At 63.0% G+C, this 17,847-nt stretch carries 14 protein-coding genes, 2 tRNA genes and 1 pseudogene; 10 read left to right on the top strand and 7 right to left on the bottom strand.

Annotated elements, in window-relative coordinates; all coding sequences use genetic code 11:
* Positions 1 to 35 precede the first annotated feature (35 nt).
* Together ACFRJ9_RS01670 and ACFRJ9_RS01665 are read left to right on the top strand one after the other, a co-directional pair.
* Positions 36 to 2,288 (top strand): prolyl oligopeptidase family protein, encoded by a 2,253-nt coding sequence (locus ACFRJ9_RS01670; protein ID WP_377663725.1) that lies wholly within the window; start codon positions 36 to 38, stop codon positions 2,286 to 2,288.
* Between the two features lie 154 nt (positions 2,289 to 2,442).
* Positions 2,443 to 2,530 (top strand) — tRNA-Ser (locus ACFRJ9_RS01665).
* 68 nt (positions 2,531 to 2,598) lie between these two features.
* Here ACFRJ9_RS01665 and ACFRJ9_RS01660 read toward each other — a convergent pair.
* Together ACFRJ9_RS01660 and ACFRJ9_RS01655 are read right to left on the bottom strand one after the other, a co-directional pair.
* Positions 2,599 to 4,032 carry an MFS transporter gene (locus ACFRJ9_RS01660; protein ID WP_377663723.1) on the bottom strand — a complete coding sequence of 478 codons (1,434 nt, stop codon included), beginning with the start codon at positions 4,030 to 4,032 and terminating at the stop codon, positions 2,599 to 2,601.
* A gap of 102 nt (positions 4,033 to 4,134) precedes the next feature.
* The gene (locus ACFRJ9_RS01655; RefSeq protein ID WP_377663721.1) at positions 4,135 to 6,300 is read right to left on the bottom strand and encodes a RecQ family ATP-dependent DNA helicase; all 2,166 of its coding nucleotides are present in this window, start codon (positions 6,298 to 6,300) and stop codon (positions 4,135 to 4,137) included.
* A gap of 124 nt (positions 6,301 to 6,424) precedes the next feature.
* Here ACFRJ9_RS01655 and ACFRJ9_RS01650 point away from each other — a divergent pair, with 124 nt between their 5' ends.
* From ACFRJ9_RS01650 to ACFRJ9_RS01635, 4 genes are all read left to right on the top strand, one after another.
* The gene (locus ACFRJ9_RS01650; protein WP_377663719.1) at positions 6,425 to 7,843 is read left to right on the top strand and encodes a phosphomannomutase/phosphoglucomutase; all 1,419 of its coding nucleotides are present in this window, start codon (positions 6,425 to 6,427) and stop codon (positions 7,841 to 7,843) included.
* Between the two features lie 10 nt (positions 7,844 to 7,853).
* Positions 7,854 to 8,318: a hypothetical protein gene (locus tag ACFRJ9_RS01645; RefSeq protein WP_377663717.1), complete on the top strand. Its 465-nt coding sequence runs from the start codon at positions 7,854 to 7,856 to the stop codon at positions 8,316 to 8,318.
* A 22-nt stretch (positions 8,319 to 8,340) separates the two neighbouring features.
* Positions 8,341 to 8,811 (top strand): RrF2 family transcriptional regulator, encoded by a 471-nt coding sequence (locus ACFRJ9_RS01640; RefSeq protein ID WP_377663715.1) that lies wholly within the window; start codon positions 8,341 to 8,343, stop codon positions 8,809 to 8,811.
* A 173-nt stretch (positions 8,812 to 8,984) separates the two neighbouring features.
* Positions 8,985 to 10,142, top strand: a complete 1,158-nt coding sequence (locus ACFRJ9_RS01635) for a globin domain-containing protein (protein WP_377663713.1) — start codon at positions 8,985 to 8,987, stop codon at positions 10,140 to 10,142.
* 90 nt (positions 10,143 to 10,232) lie between these two features.
* Here ACFRJ9_RS01635 and ACFRJ9_RS01630 read toward each other — a convergent pair whose 3' ends face one another.
* Positions 10,233 to 12,059 (bottom strand): phosphoenolpyruvate carboxykinase (GTP), encoded by a 1,827-nt coding sequence (locus ACFRJ9_RS01630; RefSeq protein WP_377663710.1) that lies wholly within the window; start codon positions 12,057 to 12,059, stop codon positions 10,233 to 10,235.
* A 284-nt stretch (positions 12,060 to 12,343) separates the two neighbouring features.
* Between ACFRJ9_RS01630 and ACFRJ9_RS01625 the strand changes: the two genes are divergently transcribed.
* Positions 12,344 to 12,417, top strand: a tRNA-Arg gene (locus ACFRJ9_RS01625).
* A 251-nt stretch (positions 12,418 to 12,668) separates the two neighbouring features.
* Here the strand turns inward: ACFRJ9_RS01625 and ACFRJ9_RS01620 are convergent.
* The 3 genes and pseudogenes from ACFRJ9_RS01620 to ACFRJ9_RS01610 form a co-directional block, all read right to left on the bottom strand.
* Positions 12,669 to 12,866, bottom strand: a pseudogene (locus ACFRJ9_RS01620) (fumarylacetoacetate hydrolase family protein); the annotation flags it as partial.
* Positions 12,829 to 13,380, bottom strand: a complete 552-nt coding sequence (locus ACFRJ9_RS01615) for a cyclase family protein (protein WP_377663708.1) — start codon at positions 13,378 to 13,380, stop codon at positions 12,829 to 12,831. The gene ACFRJ9_RS01615 and the pseudogene ACFRJ9_RS01620, both read right to left, overlap by 38 nt.
* Positions 13,381 to 13,544: 164 nt before the next feature.
* Positions 13,545 to 13,814 carry a hypothetical protein gene (locus ACFRJ9_RS01610; RefSeq protein WP_377663705.1) on the bottom strand — a complete coding sequence of 90 codons (270 nt, stop codon included), beginning with the start codon at positions 13,812 to 13,814 and terminating at the stop codon, positions 13,545 to 13,547.
* On the opposite strand from ACFRJ9_RS01610, the gene ACFRJ9_RS01605 reads away from it, so the two are divergent.
* Positions 13,813 to 13,998 (top strand): hypothetical protein, encoded by a 186-nt coding sequence (locus ACFRJ9_RS01605; protein WP_377663703.1) that lies wholly within the window; start codon positions 13,813 to 13,815, stop codon positions 13,996 to 13,998. The genes ACFRJ9_RS01610 and ACFRJ9_RS01605 overlap by 2 nt on opposite strands.
* A gap of 78 nt (positions 13,999 to 14,076) precedes the next feature.
* Here ACFRJ9_RS01605 and ACFRJ9_RS01600 read toward each other — a convergent pair whose 3' ends face one another.
* Positions 14,077 to 14,805 (bottom strand): FadR/GntR family transcriptional regulator, encoded by a 729-nt coding sequence (locus ACFRJ9_RS01600; protein WP_377663701.1) that lies wholly within the window; start codon positions 14,803 to 14,805, stop codon positions 14,077 to 14,079.
* A 338-nt stretch (positions 14,806 to 15,143) separates the two neighbouring features.
* On the opposite strand from ACFRJ9_RS01600, the gene ACFRJ9_RS01595 reads away from it, so the two are divergent.
* A complete protein-coding gene (locus ACFRJ9_RS01595) occupies positions 15,144 to 16,781 on the top strand; it encodes an ABC transporter substrate-binding protein (protein WP_377663699.1) in 1,638 nt (545 codons plus the stop codon).
* 107 nt (positions 16,782 to 16,888) lie between these two features.
* A complete protein-coding gene (locus ACFRJ9_RS01590; RefSeq protein ID WP_377663696.1) occupies positions 16,889 to 17,845 on the top strand; it encodes an ABC transporter permease in 957 nt (318 codons plus the stop codon).
* Positions 17,846 to 17,847 lie beyond the last annotated feature (2 nt).

Genomic DNA, 17,847 nt, shown 5'->3' with positions numbered 1-17,847 from the left:
TGCTTCCCGTTGAACAGTGTTGCTTGGATGGTGCGATGACCACCACAGAAGCTGATCAGACGCCACTGCCCGAGAATGACAATGCTCCTGGGAGCAAGTCCGGGCCCCGCCATGCCGCGGAAACTGCGCCTGAGCCCACAGATGAGAACGTGTGGCTGGAAGACATCCACGGCGAAGAACAGCTGGCTTGGGTCCGGGAACAAAACGCCCGCACCGAGGAATTGCTGGAGGACGCCGAGTATTTGGCCGTAGAGGCCGGGATCCTCGAGGTGCTGGACTCCACGGACCGCATCGCCATGGTCAACAAGCGCGGCGATTTCTACTACAACTTCTGGAAGGACCAGGAACACCCCAAGGGTCTCTGGCGGCGCACCACCTGGGAAAGCTACCTCACCGAGGCTCCCGAGTGGGACGTGTTGCTGGATATCGATGCCTTGGCCGCTGCCGAGGGCGTCGAGTGGGTGTTCCACGGGGCCGGTTTCCTCCGGCCCTCGGACGGCAGCGAGTACCGCCTGGCCATGGTTTCGCTCTCCCCCGACGGAGGCGACGCTGACCGCCACCGCGAGTTCGACGTCGAAACCCGCACCTTCGTGGAGGGCGGCTTCGACCTCCCGACAGCCAAGGGCAACGTCAGCTGGCTGGATGCCGACACCCTGCTGGTGTCCAGCACCGCCGAGGGACTGCCGGCCACTACGTCCTCCTACGCACGGACCGGCGTGAAGCTTCGCCGGGGCCAATCCCTCGCCGACGCTGAACGACTCTTCGAAATCCCCGAGGACCACATGCTGGCCATGGTGGCGCACGACTCCACACCCGGTTTTGAGCGCACCTTCGCGGTTGACTACATCGACTTCTACAACAGGAGCACGTGGTTGCTGCGGGACGACTCGTGGGTGGCCATCGATGTCCCCACGGAGGTGAACATCAGCGCACACCGCGACTGGCTGCTTTTCCGTCCGCAGAAAGACTGGGAAGTTGCCGGTGATTTGTACCCGGCAGGAACCCTGCTCGCCGCGGACTTCGAGGGCTACTTGGCCGGTTCGAGGGAATTCGTGGTGTTGTTCGAACCGGATTCCCACACTTCCCTGCAGTCCTGGAGCTGGACCAGGGACTACCTGCTGTTGAACCTGCTGCGCGACGTCTCATCCGAGATCCGGGTGCTGGACCCTGTCCGCCCCGATTCGGCCGGGGCGTGGGCTTCTACCGTCCTGGATGCCTGCCCTCCGCTGCACGACGTCAACGCCTACGCCGTGGATGACGAGGACTTGGGCGCTGCGGGTAACGACTTCTGGCTGGTGGCCACCGGTTTCACCACCCCCACGACGTTGACGCGAGGGACGCTCGGTGCCGTGTCGGAAGGGGCGGTACGGGCGGCGGAGTCCGGCGGCGTGGCGAGCCAGCACGCCGAAGTGAAGCGGTCGCCGTCGTTCTTCACCGAAGCCGACTACGAAGTCCAGCAGCACTTCGCTGTCTCCGAGGACGGGACCAAAGTCCCCTACTTCCAGGTGGCTTCAAAAGACCTGGTGCTCGACGGCCAAAACCCCACCCAGCTCTCCGGCTATGGCGGGTTCGAGATTTCCCGCACCCCCGCGTACAGCGGCAGCATCGGACGGGCCTGGCTGGAGCGGCGCACACAGGGCGTCTCCCTGGCCGACGGGCCTGGCTCCCACTCGCGTGGTGGCGTGTACGTTGTAGCCAACATTCGCGGCGGCGGCGAATACGGTCCCTCCTGGCACCGGGCTGCGTTGCAGGAAAACAGGCACCGCGCCTACGAGGACTTTGCCGCCGTGGCCCGGGACTTGATCTCCCGCGGTGTCACCAGCCGGCAGCGCCTGGGCTGCGTCGGCGGATCCAATGGCGGGCTGCTGGTAGGGAACATGCTGACCCAGTACCCGGAACTGTTCGGAGCAGTCTCCTGTGGAGTGCCCCTGCTGGACATGCGCCGCTACACCAAGCTCTCGGCCGGTTACTCGTGGATCGCCGAGTACGGCGACCCCGACGTCCCGGAACAATGGGAGTTCATCCGCACGTTCTCGCCTTACCACCTGCTTCACGACGGCGTGGAATACCCCGAAACCTTCATTTGGACGGCAACGTCCGATGACCGGGTGGGTCCCGTGCAGGCCAGAAAGATGGCAGCTCGTATGCAGGCCATGGGCATCCCGAACGTTTGGTTCCACGAAGCCCTGGAGGGCGGACATGCCGGGGCCTCGGACAACCGGCAGGCGGCTGCCCTCCAGGCCCGGAGCAACCATTTCCTGTGGCGTTCGCTGGCTGGAAGCAACTGACGAGTTCTTCCGGCTCCGATTCGATGGTTCCCTGCGCAGACAGCCGTGCGGACGGCCCATCCCGCAGCGAACCATCGAATTGGGCGGCTGCTCGGCCGCGTTTTGCGCTAGACGGCACGTTCTGCGTATCCTTGGTGGGCTAGCAATAGCAAATGGAGACGTGCCAGAGCGGCCGAATGGGCTTCACTGCTAATGAAGTGTGGGGCACAACTCCACCGGGGGTTCAAATCCCCCCGTCTCCGCGGATTGGTCCCGGTTTTCGAACCGGGACCTTTTGCGTTTAACGCACCCTTTCTTGTTGAGCCGCTGGTCAGCTGCGCCTTGCCCCGCCGCTGACTTCAGCGCCGGCGTGGCGGTGGAGGGTCAGGCTGTCCACGGTGCTGATGAGCATCAACACAGCCATGGCAAGGAAGGCGCCCTTGTAGGCAGCCACCTGGTCAGCCCCGAAGACGTGGGCCGCCTCAAACAGCCGCAGGAACAGGGCTCCGACGGCGATCCCGGCTGCCGCTGCCAACTGAACGAGCGTTGCCGAGATGGCATTGGCGGAGGGCAGCTGTCCGGGGACGATGTCCGCGTACTGCACCGAGGCGTACGCGGAGAAGCCAATGGAGCGGAACGCCCCGCTGAAGAGAAGCAGAGCGAAGATCAGCGCTTCGGGCGTCCGGGCATCCAGGAAAGCGCACAGAGCGAACGTCACAGCTGAAGCGAACGAGGCGAAGACCAGCACCGGTTTGAAGCCAAAACGCCGGATGAGCGGCGTGGTGGCGGGCTTGATGCCGATGTTGCCCACGAAGACCGCGGCCACCATGACACCGGCCTTGAGCGGGTCCCAGCCAAATCCGTCCTGGAACATCAAAGGCAGCAGGAACGGGACGGAACTAATGGTGAGGCGGTAAATGAAACCACCTGTTGACGTAGCCCTGAATGTCCGCGTCCCGAAAACACTGAGATTGAACAGGGGAACTTTGGCCTTGGCCATCCACCAGACGGCACCGGCGAGCGACAACACGCCGGCGCTCACCACGAGGGCTGCGAGGACATTGGAGGCGTGACCGCCCAGGGTTTCCAGCCCCACCACCAGGGCACCCACGCCAAGGGTTGTCAGCAGCAGGCCAAACCAGTCAAGCCGGCGCTTCCCACCTACGTGCGTCCGAGGCACCAACCTGAGTGCCGCAATGAAGGCAGCAATGCCGAGCGGGACGTTGATGATGAAGATCCAGTGCCACGACAGGAATGTCGTGAGGGCGCCACCCACCATTGGCGCCAGGACGGGCGCAAGGAGACCAGGCCACACCAGATACGCGGTGGCTCGAAGCAGCTCCGACTTGGGCGTGCCCCGCAGCACCACCAACGTGCCCACCGGAACCATCATGGCCCCACCCATTCCCTGCGCCACCCTGCTCAGGGTGAGCATGGTCAGGTCCGTGCTCACCGCACACAGCAGGGACGCAATGGTGAACACCGCGATGGCAAGGCAGAAGATCCTGCGAGCGCCGAACCGCTCAGCGAGCCAGCTGCTCAAGGGGATGCCCATCGCGACAGTCACCAGGTAGGCAGTCATGGTGATGTTGATGTCGGCCGGTGCCACGCGGAAATCGGACGCAATGCTGGGAATGGCCGTGGTCAGGACGGTCCCGTCCAGGAATTCCATGAAGAACGTGGACGCCACCAACAAAGCCAGTCGCGGCCGCCAGGTAGTTTCGGTGTCCGCTGCTACGTCGGTGTTGCTTGGGTTTGTGCTCATGACTCCGGTCCACGGTCAGGCTGGATGGCCCGCGACAGGCAGCAGGCGTGTTTTCTCGATCCTATAGACGTGGGATGGGAGCGATCACAACATGACGCCGTTCTACCCGGCCTGAGCCAGGGCGAGCGGCAGCACCGCACCCATTCCGGCGTGCCTCAAGGCCCGGGCCGAAACGGTCATGGTCCATCGGCTGTCCACGAGGTCGTCGACCAGGAGGACGGACTGGCCATTGATACCCGTCAGCGCCTGCGCCAATTCCGGGCCGACAACAAGCCGGTCCCACACTCCTGCAAGCCTGTAGGCACTGTTGCCTCCACGGGAGCCAGTGGGGCCGCCGTGTTGGGGTTGCAGCTGTCCCAGGTAAGGCATCCGTCCAATGCCGGCTATTCCCTGCGCCAGCGATTCCACCAGTTGGGGCTTGCTCCTCGAAGGGATGCTGACAACAGCGGCCGGACGGCCAGCTCCGCTCCACGCTGTTCCGCCGTCCGCGCCCGACCACTGGCGCAGCACCTGAACACAGGCCTGCAGCATGGCCGGATCAACGGCGCGGTCCGGCGCACCGGCAGCGAACAACTCACGCAGCGCACCGCCCCAGCCCAGGTCCGTGAGCCTGGCCAGGACCCGACCCTCGGAGACACTTTCGTCCGGTTTGATCTTTCCTTTGACCGCAACCCCGAGCCGGTCCATGCCACTGGGCCACTGCAGTCGCGGCTCCACAGCAATCCCGGCACGGCGAAGGGTCTGTCCAGCAGCGTCCGCGGCCGAGGCTGCCACATCCACAGGGAACCATCGCCCAGCGCAGTTGTCGCACCGTCCGCAGGCGGCTGCGGTCTCGTCGTCCAGTACTGAGGTGATGTACTCCATCCGGCATCCAGCTGTGTCCTGGTAGATCACCATGGAGTCCTGTTCGTCCACACGTGCCTCAGCTATACGTGCGTAGCGTTCGGCATCGTAGGACCACGGACGCCTGGTGGATCGCCATCCGCCTCCTACCCGTTCCACTGCCCCGTCCACTGCCAGGACCTTGAGGAGCAGTTCCAGGGGCGTACGACGAAGGTCTACCCGTGCTTCAAGCGCGACTGTCGACATGGCTGAGCCGGCATCGCCGAGCGCAGTCAGGACAGCATCGGCCTTTTCTGCGGAGGGCATGGATGCTGTGGCGAAGTACTGCCAGATTTCACGGTCCTCGGACCCCGGAAGCAGCAGGACGTCTGCATTGGCTGCTCCACGGCCCGCACGTCCCACCTGCTGGTAATAGGCAACGGGCGAGGACGGTGCGCCGAGGTGGATGACAAAGCCGAGGTCCGGCTTGTCGAAACCCATGCCCAGCGCAGAGGTAGCCACCAGCGCCTTCACTTGGTTGTCCTTCAGGAGTTGCTCGGCCCTTTCCCGGTCCGCGGGGTCTGTCCGTCCGGTGTAGGACAGCACGTGGTGCCCGGCTTCGGCCAGCAGCCGTGCGGTGTCCTCGGCGGCAGAAACGGTGAGCGTGTAAATGATGCCGCTGCCGGGCATATCGGCGAGGTGCGTCAGCAGCCACCCCAGCCTGTCCCGGGAATCGGGCAAGTTGAGGACACCGAGCCGCAGCGATTCTCGGCCCAGGCCGCCGCGGATGGTCAGAACTCCGGCCCCGAGCTGTTCTTCGATATCGTGGACCACCCTGGAGTTGGCGGTGGCGGTGGTTGCCAGGACCGGCACGGAATCCGGGAGCTGGGCGATGAGGTCCGCTATGCGCCGGTAATCGGGCCGGAAATCGTGTCCCCAGTCGGAAATACAGTGCGCCTCATCAATCACCAGGAGCCCGGTACGCCGGATGAGCTCGGGGAGCTGGTTTTCCCGGAACGAGGGGTTGGTGAGCCGCTCCGGAGAGACCAGGAGGACGTCCACCTCGTCCGCGGCCAGCTGGGCCAGGACGGTATCCCATTCGAGGGCATTCGCGGAATTGATGGCAACAGCGCGGACTCCCGCGCGGGCGGCTGCAGCCACTTGATCCCGCATGAGCGCGAGCAGCGGCGAAACGATGAGTGTCGGCCCGGCACCCCTCCGGCGCAACAGCAAGGACGAGACGAAGTACACGGCCGACTTTCCCCAACCCGTGCGCTGAACCACCAAAGCACGGCGACCCGCATCCACCAACGCTTCAATGGCCTCGTACTGGCCGTCGTGGAACTCTGCTTCAGGGTGACCCACCAACTCGCGAAGGCAAGCCAGTGCCTGTTCTTGGGTGGTTGATTGCACGGAAACGGCAGCGTTTGGAGTGTTGTTGGCCATCACCCCAGTATTCCAGCCGACCCTGACAGCTAGAACCTGACGAGTTGGCTATGTGGACAACCACAATCCACATAGCCGGGTCCTAGTTCATGCCCAATTGCGTAGCCACAGTAGGATTGAGCCCGTGACTAGCGAGCAGAACAAGACATTCGACCTCTCGGCATCCTTCAAGGCGTACGACGTCAGGGGCATCGTGGGGGATTCCATCACGGCCGAAATCGTCGAGGCCGTGGGCGCTGCGTTCATCGACGTCCTGGGCCTTGAGGGCGAAACCGTCCTGGTTGGTGGCGATATGCGCCCCTCATCCCCCGAATTCAGCCAGGCCTTCGCCAACGGCGCAGCGACGCGCGGCGCGAACGTCCAATTGCTGGATCTGATCTCCACCGATGAGCTCTACTACGCCTGCGGTGCCCTGAACGCTGCAGGCGCTACCTTTACCGCCAGCCACAACCCAGCCGAGTACAACGGCATCAAGATGGCCAAGGCCGGCGCCCAGCCCATCTCTTCCGAGAGCGGCCTGAAGGAAATCCAGGCCCTTGCCGAGCAGTACCTGAATTCCGGCACCATTCCTGCCGCCGCAGCCAAGGGCGAGATCGGCGTACGGGACGTATTGAAGGACTACTCCGAGTACCTGCGCCAGCTGGTGGACCTCTCCGGCACCCGCCCCCTGAAGATCGTGGTCGACGCCGGCAACGGCATGGCCGGACTGACCACCCCCGCGGTCCTGGGAGACAAGCTGCTCCCGGCCCTGCCATTCGACATCATCCCGCTCTACTTTGAACTGGACGGTTCGTTCCCGAACCACCCGGCCAACCCGCTGGAGCCGGAAAACCTTCGCGACCTCCAGGCTGCCGTCATCAAGCACGGCGCTGATATTGGCCTGGCATTCGACGGCGATGCTGACCGTTGCTTTGTGATCGACGAAAAGGGCCAGCCCGTATCCCCGTCCGCGATCACCGGCATGGTGGCCCGCCGCGAGATCGCCCGCGCCCAGGCGGCAGGGGAGGAACACCCGGTGATCATCCACAACCTCCTCACCTCCAAGGCCGTACCCGAGCTCGTTGCCAAGGACGGCGGACGAGCAGTTCGGACTCGAGTGGGCCACTCCTTCATCAAAGCCGTCATGGCCGAGGAAGGCGCAGTGTTCGGAGGAGAGCACTCCGCACACTTCTACTTCCGCGATTTCTGGAACGCGGACACAGGGATGCTCGCCGCCATGCACGTCCTCGCGGCCTTGGGCGAACAGGACGGTCCGCTCTCCGAACTCGGCCGCCAGTACGAGCCCTATGTCTCTTCCGGCGAAATCAACTCCGAGATCGAGGACAAGGCAGGCGCTGTGGAACGCGTGCGCGTGGACTTCGAAAACGAAGACATCGACATCGACCACATGGACGGCAGTACTTTCACCGCCAAGGACGGCAGCTGGTGGTTCAACCTCCGCCCGTCAAACACCGAACCCTTCCTGCGCCTGAACGCCGAAGCCAAGGACCTCCCCACCATGGAGAAGATCCGGGACCGCGTCCTTGCACAAGTCCGGGCCTAGGCCCCCCAGCATGAGCGAGCAGCAGCCCACCAGCGACGCCGCTTCCGGCGAACCCGAAACAACTGAAGACCGCGAACTCCGCGAAACCCTGGGCACGGGACTTGGGACCGCCCAGGAACACTTGGAGCAGAGGGGCGGATTCTTCCCGTTCGGCATCACGCTCCTCAACGACGGTGAGCTCCGGATCGTCTTCGTCACCCCCGGAGAGCCGGACGAAGACGGCCATGTGGATGCAGGGCAGATGCTGGCCGACCTCCATGAGCTGCTTCGACAAGGACGCGACGGCTATCGCGCCGCTGCCATTGTGAGTGACGTCAGCCTGCCTGAACATGGCTCGGACGGCATCCACGGCACTGCCGAGCACCGCGATGGTGGAGTCCGCGCAGCGGTTATCCCCTACACTCCAACTCCGGAGGGCTTCACCTTCGGCGCCATGGAACCTGATACCCATGTACCGTCCATCTGGGTGGACTAGACCGACTACGTAAGCTGATCCCATGAAAATCAACGCGTTCGCAGATGTGAGCCTCCGCGCCATCATGGTGCTGGCGTCGGCTCCAGAAGGCACGCTGCTGACCACCCAAGCGGTGGCCGATGCTGTGGGAACACCGTACAACCACGTCAGCAAGGCCATGGTCCGCTTGCGCGCGCTGGGGTTGATTGACGTTGAACGTGGCCGTCTGGGTGGATCGCGCCTCAACGAATCCGGACGCAAAGCCACTGTTGGCCAGCTATTGCGCCACCTGGACAGCCGCCAGGACCCAGCCGAGTGCCAGTCCCCCAGCCGGGACTGCCCGCTCATCACCGAATGCGGACTGCGTCACGCGATGAACCGCGCCCGCGAGGCCTTCTACCGCGAGCTCGACGCCGTGGTCATTGCCTCGCTCCCCCATTCCCGGCAAATGACGCCGGTCTTCCAGACCATTGGACTGCGGCCGGAGTTCCGCACGCCCGCGCACCAGTCCTAGCGGCCGCCGCACAGTGTTTCCCGCGCACTTGCAGGCGCGCCCCAACCGAGGCCCTCTCCTCGATTTGCACAACTCTTCTACAGAGAGTAGAAATTGAGCTATAGATATATGCATTTCAAATGCGTATATCAATTCGGCCCCGTCACCACCCCGGCTCAAGACCCAGGAGAACCATGCTCTCGGAAAAATCCCGTCCCGTCATCGAATCCACCCTCCCACTGGTCGGCTCGCGGATCGGCGAGATCACTGTTGACTTCTACAACCGCCTCTTTGCCGCCCACCCTGAATTGCTGGATGGCCTCTTCAGCCGCGCAAACCAGCGTTCCGGCGATCAGCAACGTGCACTCGCCGGGAGCATCGCCGCCTTCGCCACGCATTTGGTGAACAATCCGGGCACGCTCCCCGAGAAGGTCCTGGCCCGGATCGCGCACAAACACGCATCCCTGGGAATCACGGAAGAACAATACGGGGTTGTCTATGAGCATCTCTTTGCAGCGATCGCCGCAGACCTGGCCGAGATCATCACACCTGAGATCGCCGAGGCCTGGACTGAGGTCTATTGGCTTATGGCGGACGCCCTCATCAAGCTTGAGAAGGATCTCTACGCCTCCGGTGCGAACGGCAAAATGTGGATGCCCTGGCGAGTAGTCGCCAAGGAACCGGCGGGCACGGACGCCCTGACATTTACCTTGGAACCTGCAGACGATACCCCGGTCACGGCAGCGAAACCCGGCCAATACATCAGCGTCAAAGTGCAGCTTCCGGACGGCCTGCGCCAGGTTCGCCAGTATTCACTGTCCGGTGACGCCGGGACCAGCCGGACTTTCACTACCAAGCTCAACGACGGCGGCGAGGTGTCCACCGCCCTGCATACCGGCGTCGAACCTGGCGATATCCTCGAGATTTCGAACCCCTACGGTGAGGTCACGCTCAAGGACGGCGATGGTCCCATAGTTCTCGCGTCAGCCGGAATTGGTTGCACCCCCACGGCCTCGATCCTCCGCTCGCTCGCTGAAACCGGCACCGACCGAAAGGTCCTGGTCCTTCATGCCGAGAAAGCCATGGATAACTGGGCATTGCGCGGACAGATGACTGCGGATGCGGCGAGGATCGACGCCGAACTGCAGCTCTGGCTTGAGACTCCCCACCAGGGCGCCAATTCAGGTTTCATGTCCCTGCGGGAAGTAGGCATGCCTGCGGATGCCTCGATCTACCTCTGCGGCCCGTTGCCGTTCATGAAGAAGATCCGGGAAGAAGCCATCCAGTCCGGCATTCCGGCCACGAAGATTCACTACGAGGTGTTCGGTCCGGATGTCTGGCTCGCCAACTGAGGACAGCAGAGAGCACGACGGCGGCCCGTCACCTTGAAGAGAAGGTGACGGGCCGCCGTCGTCTTAAGAACGCCGTTGTCCTTAAGAGGTCTAGCCCAGACGGGTCTTGAGGCCGTCCAGCTCGGACTGCAGCGCCGCCGGGAGCGATTCGCCGAAGTTGGCGAACCATTCCTCGATGGATGCCAGCTCGGTTGCCCACTCATCGGCGTCGACGCGAACCGCGGACTCCACCTCAGCCGGGGTCATGTCCAGGCCTTCGAGATCGATGGATTCGCCGGTCGGAACAAAACCGATCGGGGTTTCCACGGCGTCAGCCTTGCCTTCGAGACGCTCGATGGCCCACTTGAGCACACGGGCATTGTCGCCGAAGCCAGGCCAGGCGAAGCCGCCTTCAGCCGTGCGACGGAACCAGTTGACCAGGAAGATCTTGGGCAGACGCTCCGGGTTGGCGTTGGCGGACAGGTTGACCCAGTGGTTCAGGTAGTCGCCGGCGTCGTAGCCGATGAACGGCAACATGGCCATGGGGTCGCGGCGCACAACGCCAACGGCACCTGCGGCAGCAGCCGTGGTTTCCGAGGACAGCGTGGAACCCATGAAGATGCCGTTGGACCAGCTGCGGGCCTCGGTGACCAGCGGGATGGTGGTCTTGCGTCGGCCACCGAACAGGATCGCGGAGAGCTCCACACCTTCAGGGCTGAAGTATTCCTCGGCCAGCATGTCGATCTGGTCGATCGGCGTGCAGAAGCGGGAGTTCGGGTGCGCTGCCGGGGCGTCGGAGTCCGGAGTCCAGGACTCTCCGCGCCAGTTGGTCAGGTGTGCAGGAGTTTCCTCCGTCATGCCCTCCCACCAAACACCGCCGTCGTCGGTCAAAGCGACATTGGTGAAGATGCTGTTGCCCTTGGCGATGGCGCGCATGGCGTTCGGGTTGGTGCCCCAGCCGGTGCCGGGAGCGACGCCGAACAGACCGGCTTCGGGGTTGACGGCGCGGAGTTCGCCTTCCTTGCCGAAACGCATCCAAGTGATGTCGTCGCCGAGGGTCTCCACCTTCCATCCCTTGATGGTGGGGTCCAGCAGCGCGAGGTTGGTCTTGCCGCAAGCGGACGGGAAGGCAGCGGAGACGTAGTAGGTCTTCTGCTCGGGGGAGGTCAGCTTCAGGATGAGCATGTGCTCGGCAAGCCAGCCCTCGTCGCGTGCCATGACGGAGGCGATGCGCAGCGCGTAGCACTTCTTGCCCAGCAGGGCGTTGCCGCCGTAGCCGGAGCCGAAGGACCAGATGGAACGCTCTTCGGGGAAGTGAACGATCCACTTATCCGTGTTGCAGGGCCACGCGACGTCGGCCTGCCCGGCTTCAAGCGGTGCACCCAGTGAGTGGAGGGCCGGGACGAAGAAGGCATCGGTCTGCGTGATGCGGTCCAGGACGTCCGTACCGATGCGTGCCATGATGCGCATGGAGGCAACGACGTAGGCGGAGTCGGTGATCTCGACGCCAAACTTCGGGTCCTCGGCATCCAGGTGGCCCATGACGAACGGGATGACGTACATGGTGCGGCCACGCATGGAGCCGGCGAATAGTCCGCGCAGCTTCTGCTTCATCTCGGCCGGGGCCATCCAGTTGTTGGTGAAGCCTGCGTCGCGCTCTTTTTCGGAGCAGATGAAGGTCTGCTCTTCCACACGGGCAACGTCGGCCGGGTCGGAGAACGCCGCGAAGGAATTCGGGAACGTTTCCGGGTTCAGCCGCTTCAACGTGCCGGCCTCGACCAGTTCGTCGGTGAGCTTCTTGTTTTCTGCTTCACTGCCATCGACCCAGTGGATGCGGTCGGGCTGGGTCAGCTCGGCAACTTCCTCAACCCAGGCCAGCAGGCGTGCATGCGTAGTAGGTGCCTTCTCAAGCAGCGGCAGTCGCGCCAGATCGCCCATTGCGGTTCCCTTCCTCGGGTTCAGTGGTGTGTCCTAAACGATAGGGGCCGCGGACCAGACCAATCCGTTGTCAGACATCGGACATCCAGGAGGCTAAAAAGCAAAAACCGCGGAAACTCGCGGGAGAAGGTTCCAGGGATCCAAATTTAAGTGACTAAGGTCACGTAGACCGGTCTAGTTGCGCAGATTACAGCTTTTCGATTTGGAACTTCACATGAACTTCTGTAAAGTTTATTGAGGTTCGAGGGGGTCAGAGAAACAGACCGCCGAGAATCACACGAAATGCGCCCATAGCTCAGCTGGATAGAGCGTCTGTCTACGGAACAGAAGGTCAGGGGTTCGAATCCCTTTGGGCGCACAGATGAAGACCCGCACCGGTTCGCCGGTGCGGGTCTTTTGTTTTGCCCAAATGACCCAACTGACTGGCATTAGTGGTTGTTCTGAGCGCTCATAACAACCACTAATGCCAGTCAGTTGGGTGCGGCGCGGCAAAGGCTGCACAGCTGGGCCGTAGGCCCTCGGAATTTTGTGGACCGGGGCAGCGTGTCCCACGAAGTTGCTCAGCGTTCCCAGCCGTTCCACGGTCAGGCTGACCACGCCATCCCGCTGCAGCGGTGGTGGGGTCGTGGAGCCATTCCAACCCCAGAACTCGGCCAGGCAGCCTCCGCCGCTGGTCCCGGACCCGAGGATGTCGCCGCACCGAACCCAGGTTCCCCGGCTGGCGTAGGAGACAAGCTCGGCGAAATTCCATGCCATGTTGGCCAGAGAGTCAGTGGCGAGGAGTTGCCCGTTCACGGAGACGCTCATGGACAGGTCCAGGAAGCCGTCGGAGGTTCTCGATGTGGCAGTAGCCGATTTCCATGCCGGCTTTATGGCCTTCCCAGATCAGCGAGTTGCCTCCGGTTTCCACGTACTTCTTTGCCGTGTGGATGAAGGGAGCGTCCCAACTCCAGGCATCGGTGCCGGTGACGCGAACGCCGCGGCTGGTGAGGAACAGCGTGGCTTCGCGGCCCATTCCGCAGCCTTTGGAGAGGTAGTCTTCGTATCCGTATCGGACACCGGCAGCGGTGTCGACCACCATGATGTCCCCCTGGCTGAGCTCGTGGCCGAAGCGGTTGAGCTCGGCCTCAACATCGGCGGCCGTAGCCACATAACCGTCCTCAAAGCTACGGAAGTCCAGCTTCACTCCGCGTCCGTAACACCACTCCAGCGGAACTTCGTCGATGGTGATGGCGCGGGCTCCCCCATCCATGGTGGACGCGTAGTGGTACGGCGCATCCAGGTGGGTTCCGGTGTGGGGTGGTGGCGGTGACGCGTTCAATGGCCCAGCCTTCCTGCTCTGGAAGGTCCTCCTCCGTCATCCCGGGAAAGTAGGAAACCAGGTCCTTGGCCGTTTCCTGATGGGTGAAGTAGCCGATTTCCGGAGTGAGGCCCGGTGGATCCGAGGCGATGCCGGCTCTGAGGCTGACGGACAGGTCTACGAGTTCAGGCATGGCTGGCGGGTTCCTTTTGGAGGTAGGGATCGGTTGGAGAATTGTCGGTGAGTACACCGCGATGTGTTTGCGGAAGGAACAGCATCAAGGCTCCCCCAACCAGGAACACAGCACCGGAAAGGATGAGGCCGGACGAGAATCCCCAGGCGGCTGCGATGCCACCCATGGCCAAGGGGGCGAACGCCGCTACGCCACGGCCGATGTTGAAGCAGAATCCGGCGCCCGTGGCGTCAGGTCCTGGCAGTGGACACCTCCAGGTCATGCGCAAAGCCATGCCGGACAAGCCGCAAGGGTTCCACCAATGGGCCTACCTGTTCGGAGTCGGCGCCCTCACGGGCACAGCGCTCCCCCACCGCATCGCTTCCCTCTCGGAGCTGCCGAACATCAACCACTACAGGTACGACTACCTTCGCACCGTCCTCATCGCCGGCTGGCACGGCGCGTGACCCTCGCAGAAACGGCAAGGGCCGCCGTCGTACTTTCCGAAAAAGTACGACGGCGGCCCTTGGGTCGCGTGCGGAGCTTTACTCCCCTACGGCCTCGCTGATACGGCGGCGAATGCCGTCGAAGTGCCGGTTGAGCAATTCTGAAGCAACAGTCCTGTCCCCCGCGGCAACAGCTGCGTAGATGCTGCGGTGGATCGCAGCCGTCTTGACGAGGTCCTCATTGCCGGCGCCGATCTCCACGTGGATCTTCCGGTAGACCTTCCAGAAAACGCCCATGAGGTTGATCAGAAGCTCGTTGTTGAGCGGCTCGAACAGGCGCCGATGGAATTCTGCGTCCGCAGCCACAAAGTTCTCGCCCGCGGCGGCGAGCTCCTCCATCTGCTTGACGGCTTCTTCGATGGAGGCCAGCTGGTCGCCAGTCATGACGTCAATGGACGACCCGATCAATCCTGATTCCAGCGCTTGGCGCACGTCTACCAGCTGCAGCGCCTCGAGCCCCTGGTGGCGCAACGAAAGCCGGCCCCGGAACGTGAGTCCGTCAGCCAAGGCATCGAAGTTGCTGGGCGCCACGAACATGCCGAAGCCGTGACGAATCTCAATGACCCCCAGGGCCTGAAGCACCTTGAGGGACTCGCGCAGCGTATTGCGACCGACGCCGAGCGCCACTGAAAGCTCGTTTTCGGTGGGCAACGGATCGCCTGCCTCGAGCTCACGCTCCAGGATCAATTCCATAATGTCCGACTGAAGGGCACGCAGCCGGGCCTGTGCACTGAACCGCGCTTGCGGAACTACACCGGAAGTTGTCATGGCGCTCTCCTTGCCAAAGCACCTCCCGCGGCCTCTGGGCGTGAAAACAAAGAAGCTGCGGGCGGTGCGGTGTTAATATTGAGGCGAGCTTAGTGCCCACCGCAGAATGAGTGACTCGCAACATACAATATCGGATGTCCCACCTCCCCGATAGGTATGGACAGGGATTTCCTCAGATCTCCCTGAGATTTCCCCTACGAACCGGCCGCAGCCGGCAAGCGCCAGGCGCGCGCCCCACACCATAGGCGCCAATTCTCACTTGACGTTCCGTTGTGACCGCCCTTACAGTTTCCATACGAGCATCGGACGTCCTACATCCGATAACCCACGAAACGCGAATGGTGAGGCACCCTATGAGCAAGACGATCCAAAGCCTGCCGCTGGTCAACGACGCCAGCCGCCGGAACTTCCTGAAGCTAAGCGGCGCAGTTGGTGCAGCAGCCGCCTTCACGGCAACCCTCTCTGCGTGCGGCGGCGCTGCCAGCACCACCACGGGCACCGGGACGAACACCGCGGCCGTGAACAAAGACCTCATCATCGAGGCCGGCATTTCCTACGCGCTTTCCACTGGATTCGATCCCCTGAGTTCCTCCGGAGCCACTCCGATGGCGGCCAACCTTCACATCTTCGAAGGGCTGATCGAGCTGCACCCCGCCACGCGCCAGCCCTACAACGCTCTCGCGGCTACGGACCCCAAGAAGATCAACGACACCACCTACCAGGTGACCATCCGTGAGGGCGCCAAGTTCCACAACGGCTCCCCCGTCACCACCGAAGACGTCGCTTTCTCCTTCACCCGCGTGATGGACCCGGCCAACAAGTCCCTGTTCTCGCAGTTCATCCCCTTCATCCAGGACGTCAAGCCGCTGGATGCCAAGACGGTGGAGTTCACCCTCAAGTACGCCTTCCCGGGCTTCGGACCCCGTATCTCCGTGGTCAAGATTGTCCCCAAGGCACTCGCTACCGACTTGAAGGCTTTCGACGCCTCTCCTGTCGGCTCGGGTCCCTACAAGCTCATCTCCGCAGTGAAGGACGACAAGATCGTCTTCGAAGCCTTCGCCGACTACAACGGCCCCAAGCCGGCCCTGGCCAAGGGCATGAACTGGCTGCTGCTCTCCGACGCCGCTGCCCGCGTCACCGCAGTCCAGTCCGGCCGTGTCCAGGCCATCGAAGACGTTCCGTACCTGGACGTTGACGGCCTGAAGTCCAAGGTCAAGGTTGAATCCGTACAGTCCTTCGGCCTGTTGTTCCTCATGTTCAACTGCGCCAAGGCCCCGTTCAACAACAAGCTGGTCCGCCAAGCACTGCACTACGGCCTGGACAAGGAATCCATCATCAAGAAGGCCTTGTTCGGCAACGCCAAGGCTGCCACTTCCTACTTCCAGGAAGGCCACCCGGACTACGTCAAAGCCAAGAACGTCTATGGATTCGACACGTCCAAGGCAGAGGAACTGCTGAAGCAGGCCGGCGTCACAAGCCTCGAATTCGAGCTGCTCACCACGGACACCGCCTGGGTCAAGGACGTTGCACCGCTAATCCTCGAATCCTGGAACAAGATTCCCGGAGTCAAGGTCACCGTCAAGAGCCTCCAGTCCGGCGCTTTGTACAGCGACCGTGTTGGCAAGGGCGACTACTCCGTTGTGGCTGCCCCCGGCGATCCCTCGGTGTTCGGCAACGACGCGGACCTGCTCCTGAGCTGGTTCTACTCGGGCGCCACCTGGATGGACAAGCGCGCCTTCTGGACCACCCCGGAGCGTGCCAAGCTCCAGGAACTCATGGACAAGGGCTCGCAGGCTTCCGGTGATGACGCCAAGAAGATCGTCAGCGAAATCGTGGACATGGTTTCGGATGAGCTTCCCCTCTATCCGGTCTTCCACCGCCAGCTCCCCAGCGCTTGGGACGAGAAGAAGCTCAACGGCTTCCAGCCCCTGCCCACCACCGGCCTGTCGTTCGTCGACGTCGGACGCACCGCCTAACGATCCCTGACCGTTGCGAGGCCTGCTTTGCGCCCCAAGATTCGCAAATAGCCCGCAGAGCAGGCCCCGCAACAGGGCACAGCACCACCAACCAACCGGAGAACAAATTGGTCACGATATTGCGTTTGCTTGGCCGCAGACTTGCAGCATTGCCATTGATGATCCTGGGCATCACGTTGCTCGTCTTCCTCGTCCTGCAGGCCGCTCCCGGAGACCAGGCCAGTTCGGCCCTCGGCGACGGCGCCAGTGAAGAAGCCAAGGAACAGTACCGCCAGGAAAATGGCCTGAACGACCCCCTGGTCCTGCAGTACTTCCGATTCCTCGGCAAGCTGCTGCACCTGGACCTCGGCGTCACCACCCCGCCGGCCAAGTCGGTGGCTTCCATGATTGGCTCGGCGTTCCCCCTGACGCTGCAGCTCACCTTCCTGGGCGTCCTCATCGCGATCGTCCTTTCCCTGGCGTTCGGTATCCTCGGCGCCCTCCACCGCGACAAGTGGCAGGACCAACTGGTCCGTGTCTTCTCGATCGCAGCGATCGCCACGCCGTCGTTCTGGCTCGGCATCCTGCTGATCCAGTGGTTCGCGCTTGGCGAGAACCCGATGTTCCCCTCGGGCGGCATTGCGACGCCGGAATCCGGTTTCGGCGGTTGGCTCAACTCGATGGCCCTCCCGGCCCTTGCGCTCGGCATTCCCGTCTCGGCGTCACTGATCCGGGTTGTCCGTACGTCCATGGTTGAAGAACTGGACCGCGACTATGTCCGCACCGCCATCGGCAACGGCGTCCCGTACCGCGAGGTGGTCTCCAAGAACGTCCTCCGCAACGCTCTCGTCACCCCGGTGACCGTGCTGGGACTGCGCGTCGGCTACCTGCTGGGTGGCGCCGTCGTCATTGAAATGATCTTCGCTTTGCCCGGCATGGGCCAGCTGATCCTCAACGGCATCACCAACCTGGACGTCAACCTGGTCCAGGGCGTGGTGCTCACCATCTCGGTCACCTTTGTTCTGGTGAACATCGTGGTGGACCTTCTCTACCTGCTCATCAACCCCCGAATCAGGACGGTATAGCT

It is taken from the genome of Paenarthrobacter sp. NPDC056912, from assembly GCF_042786555.1.
Taxonomy (GTDB): Bacteria; Actinomycetota; Actinomycetes; order Actinomycetales; family Micrococcaceae; genus Arthrobacter.
This window is presented reverse-complemented; position numbering and strand designations above follow the sequence as displayed.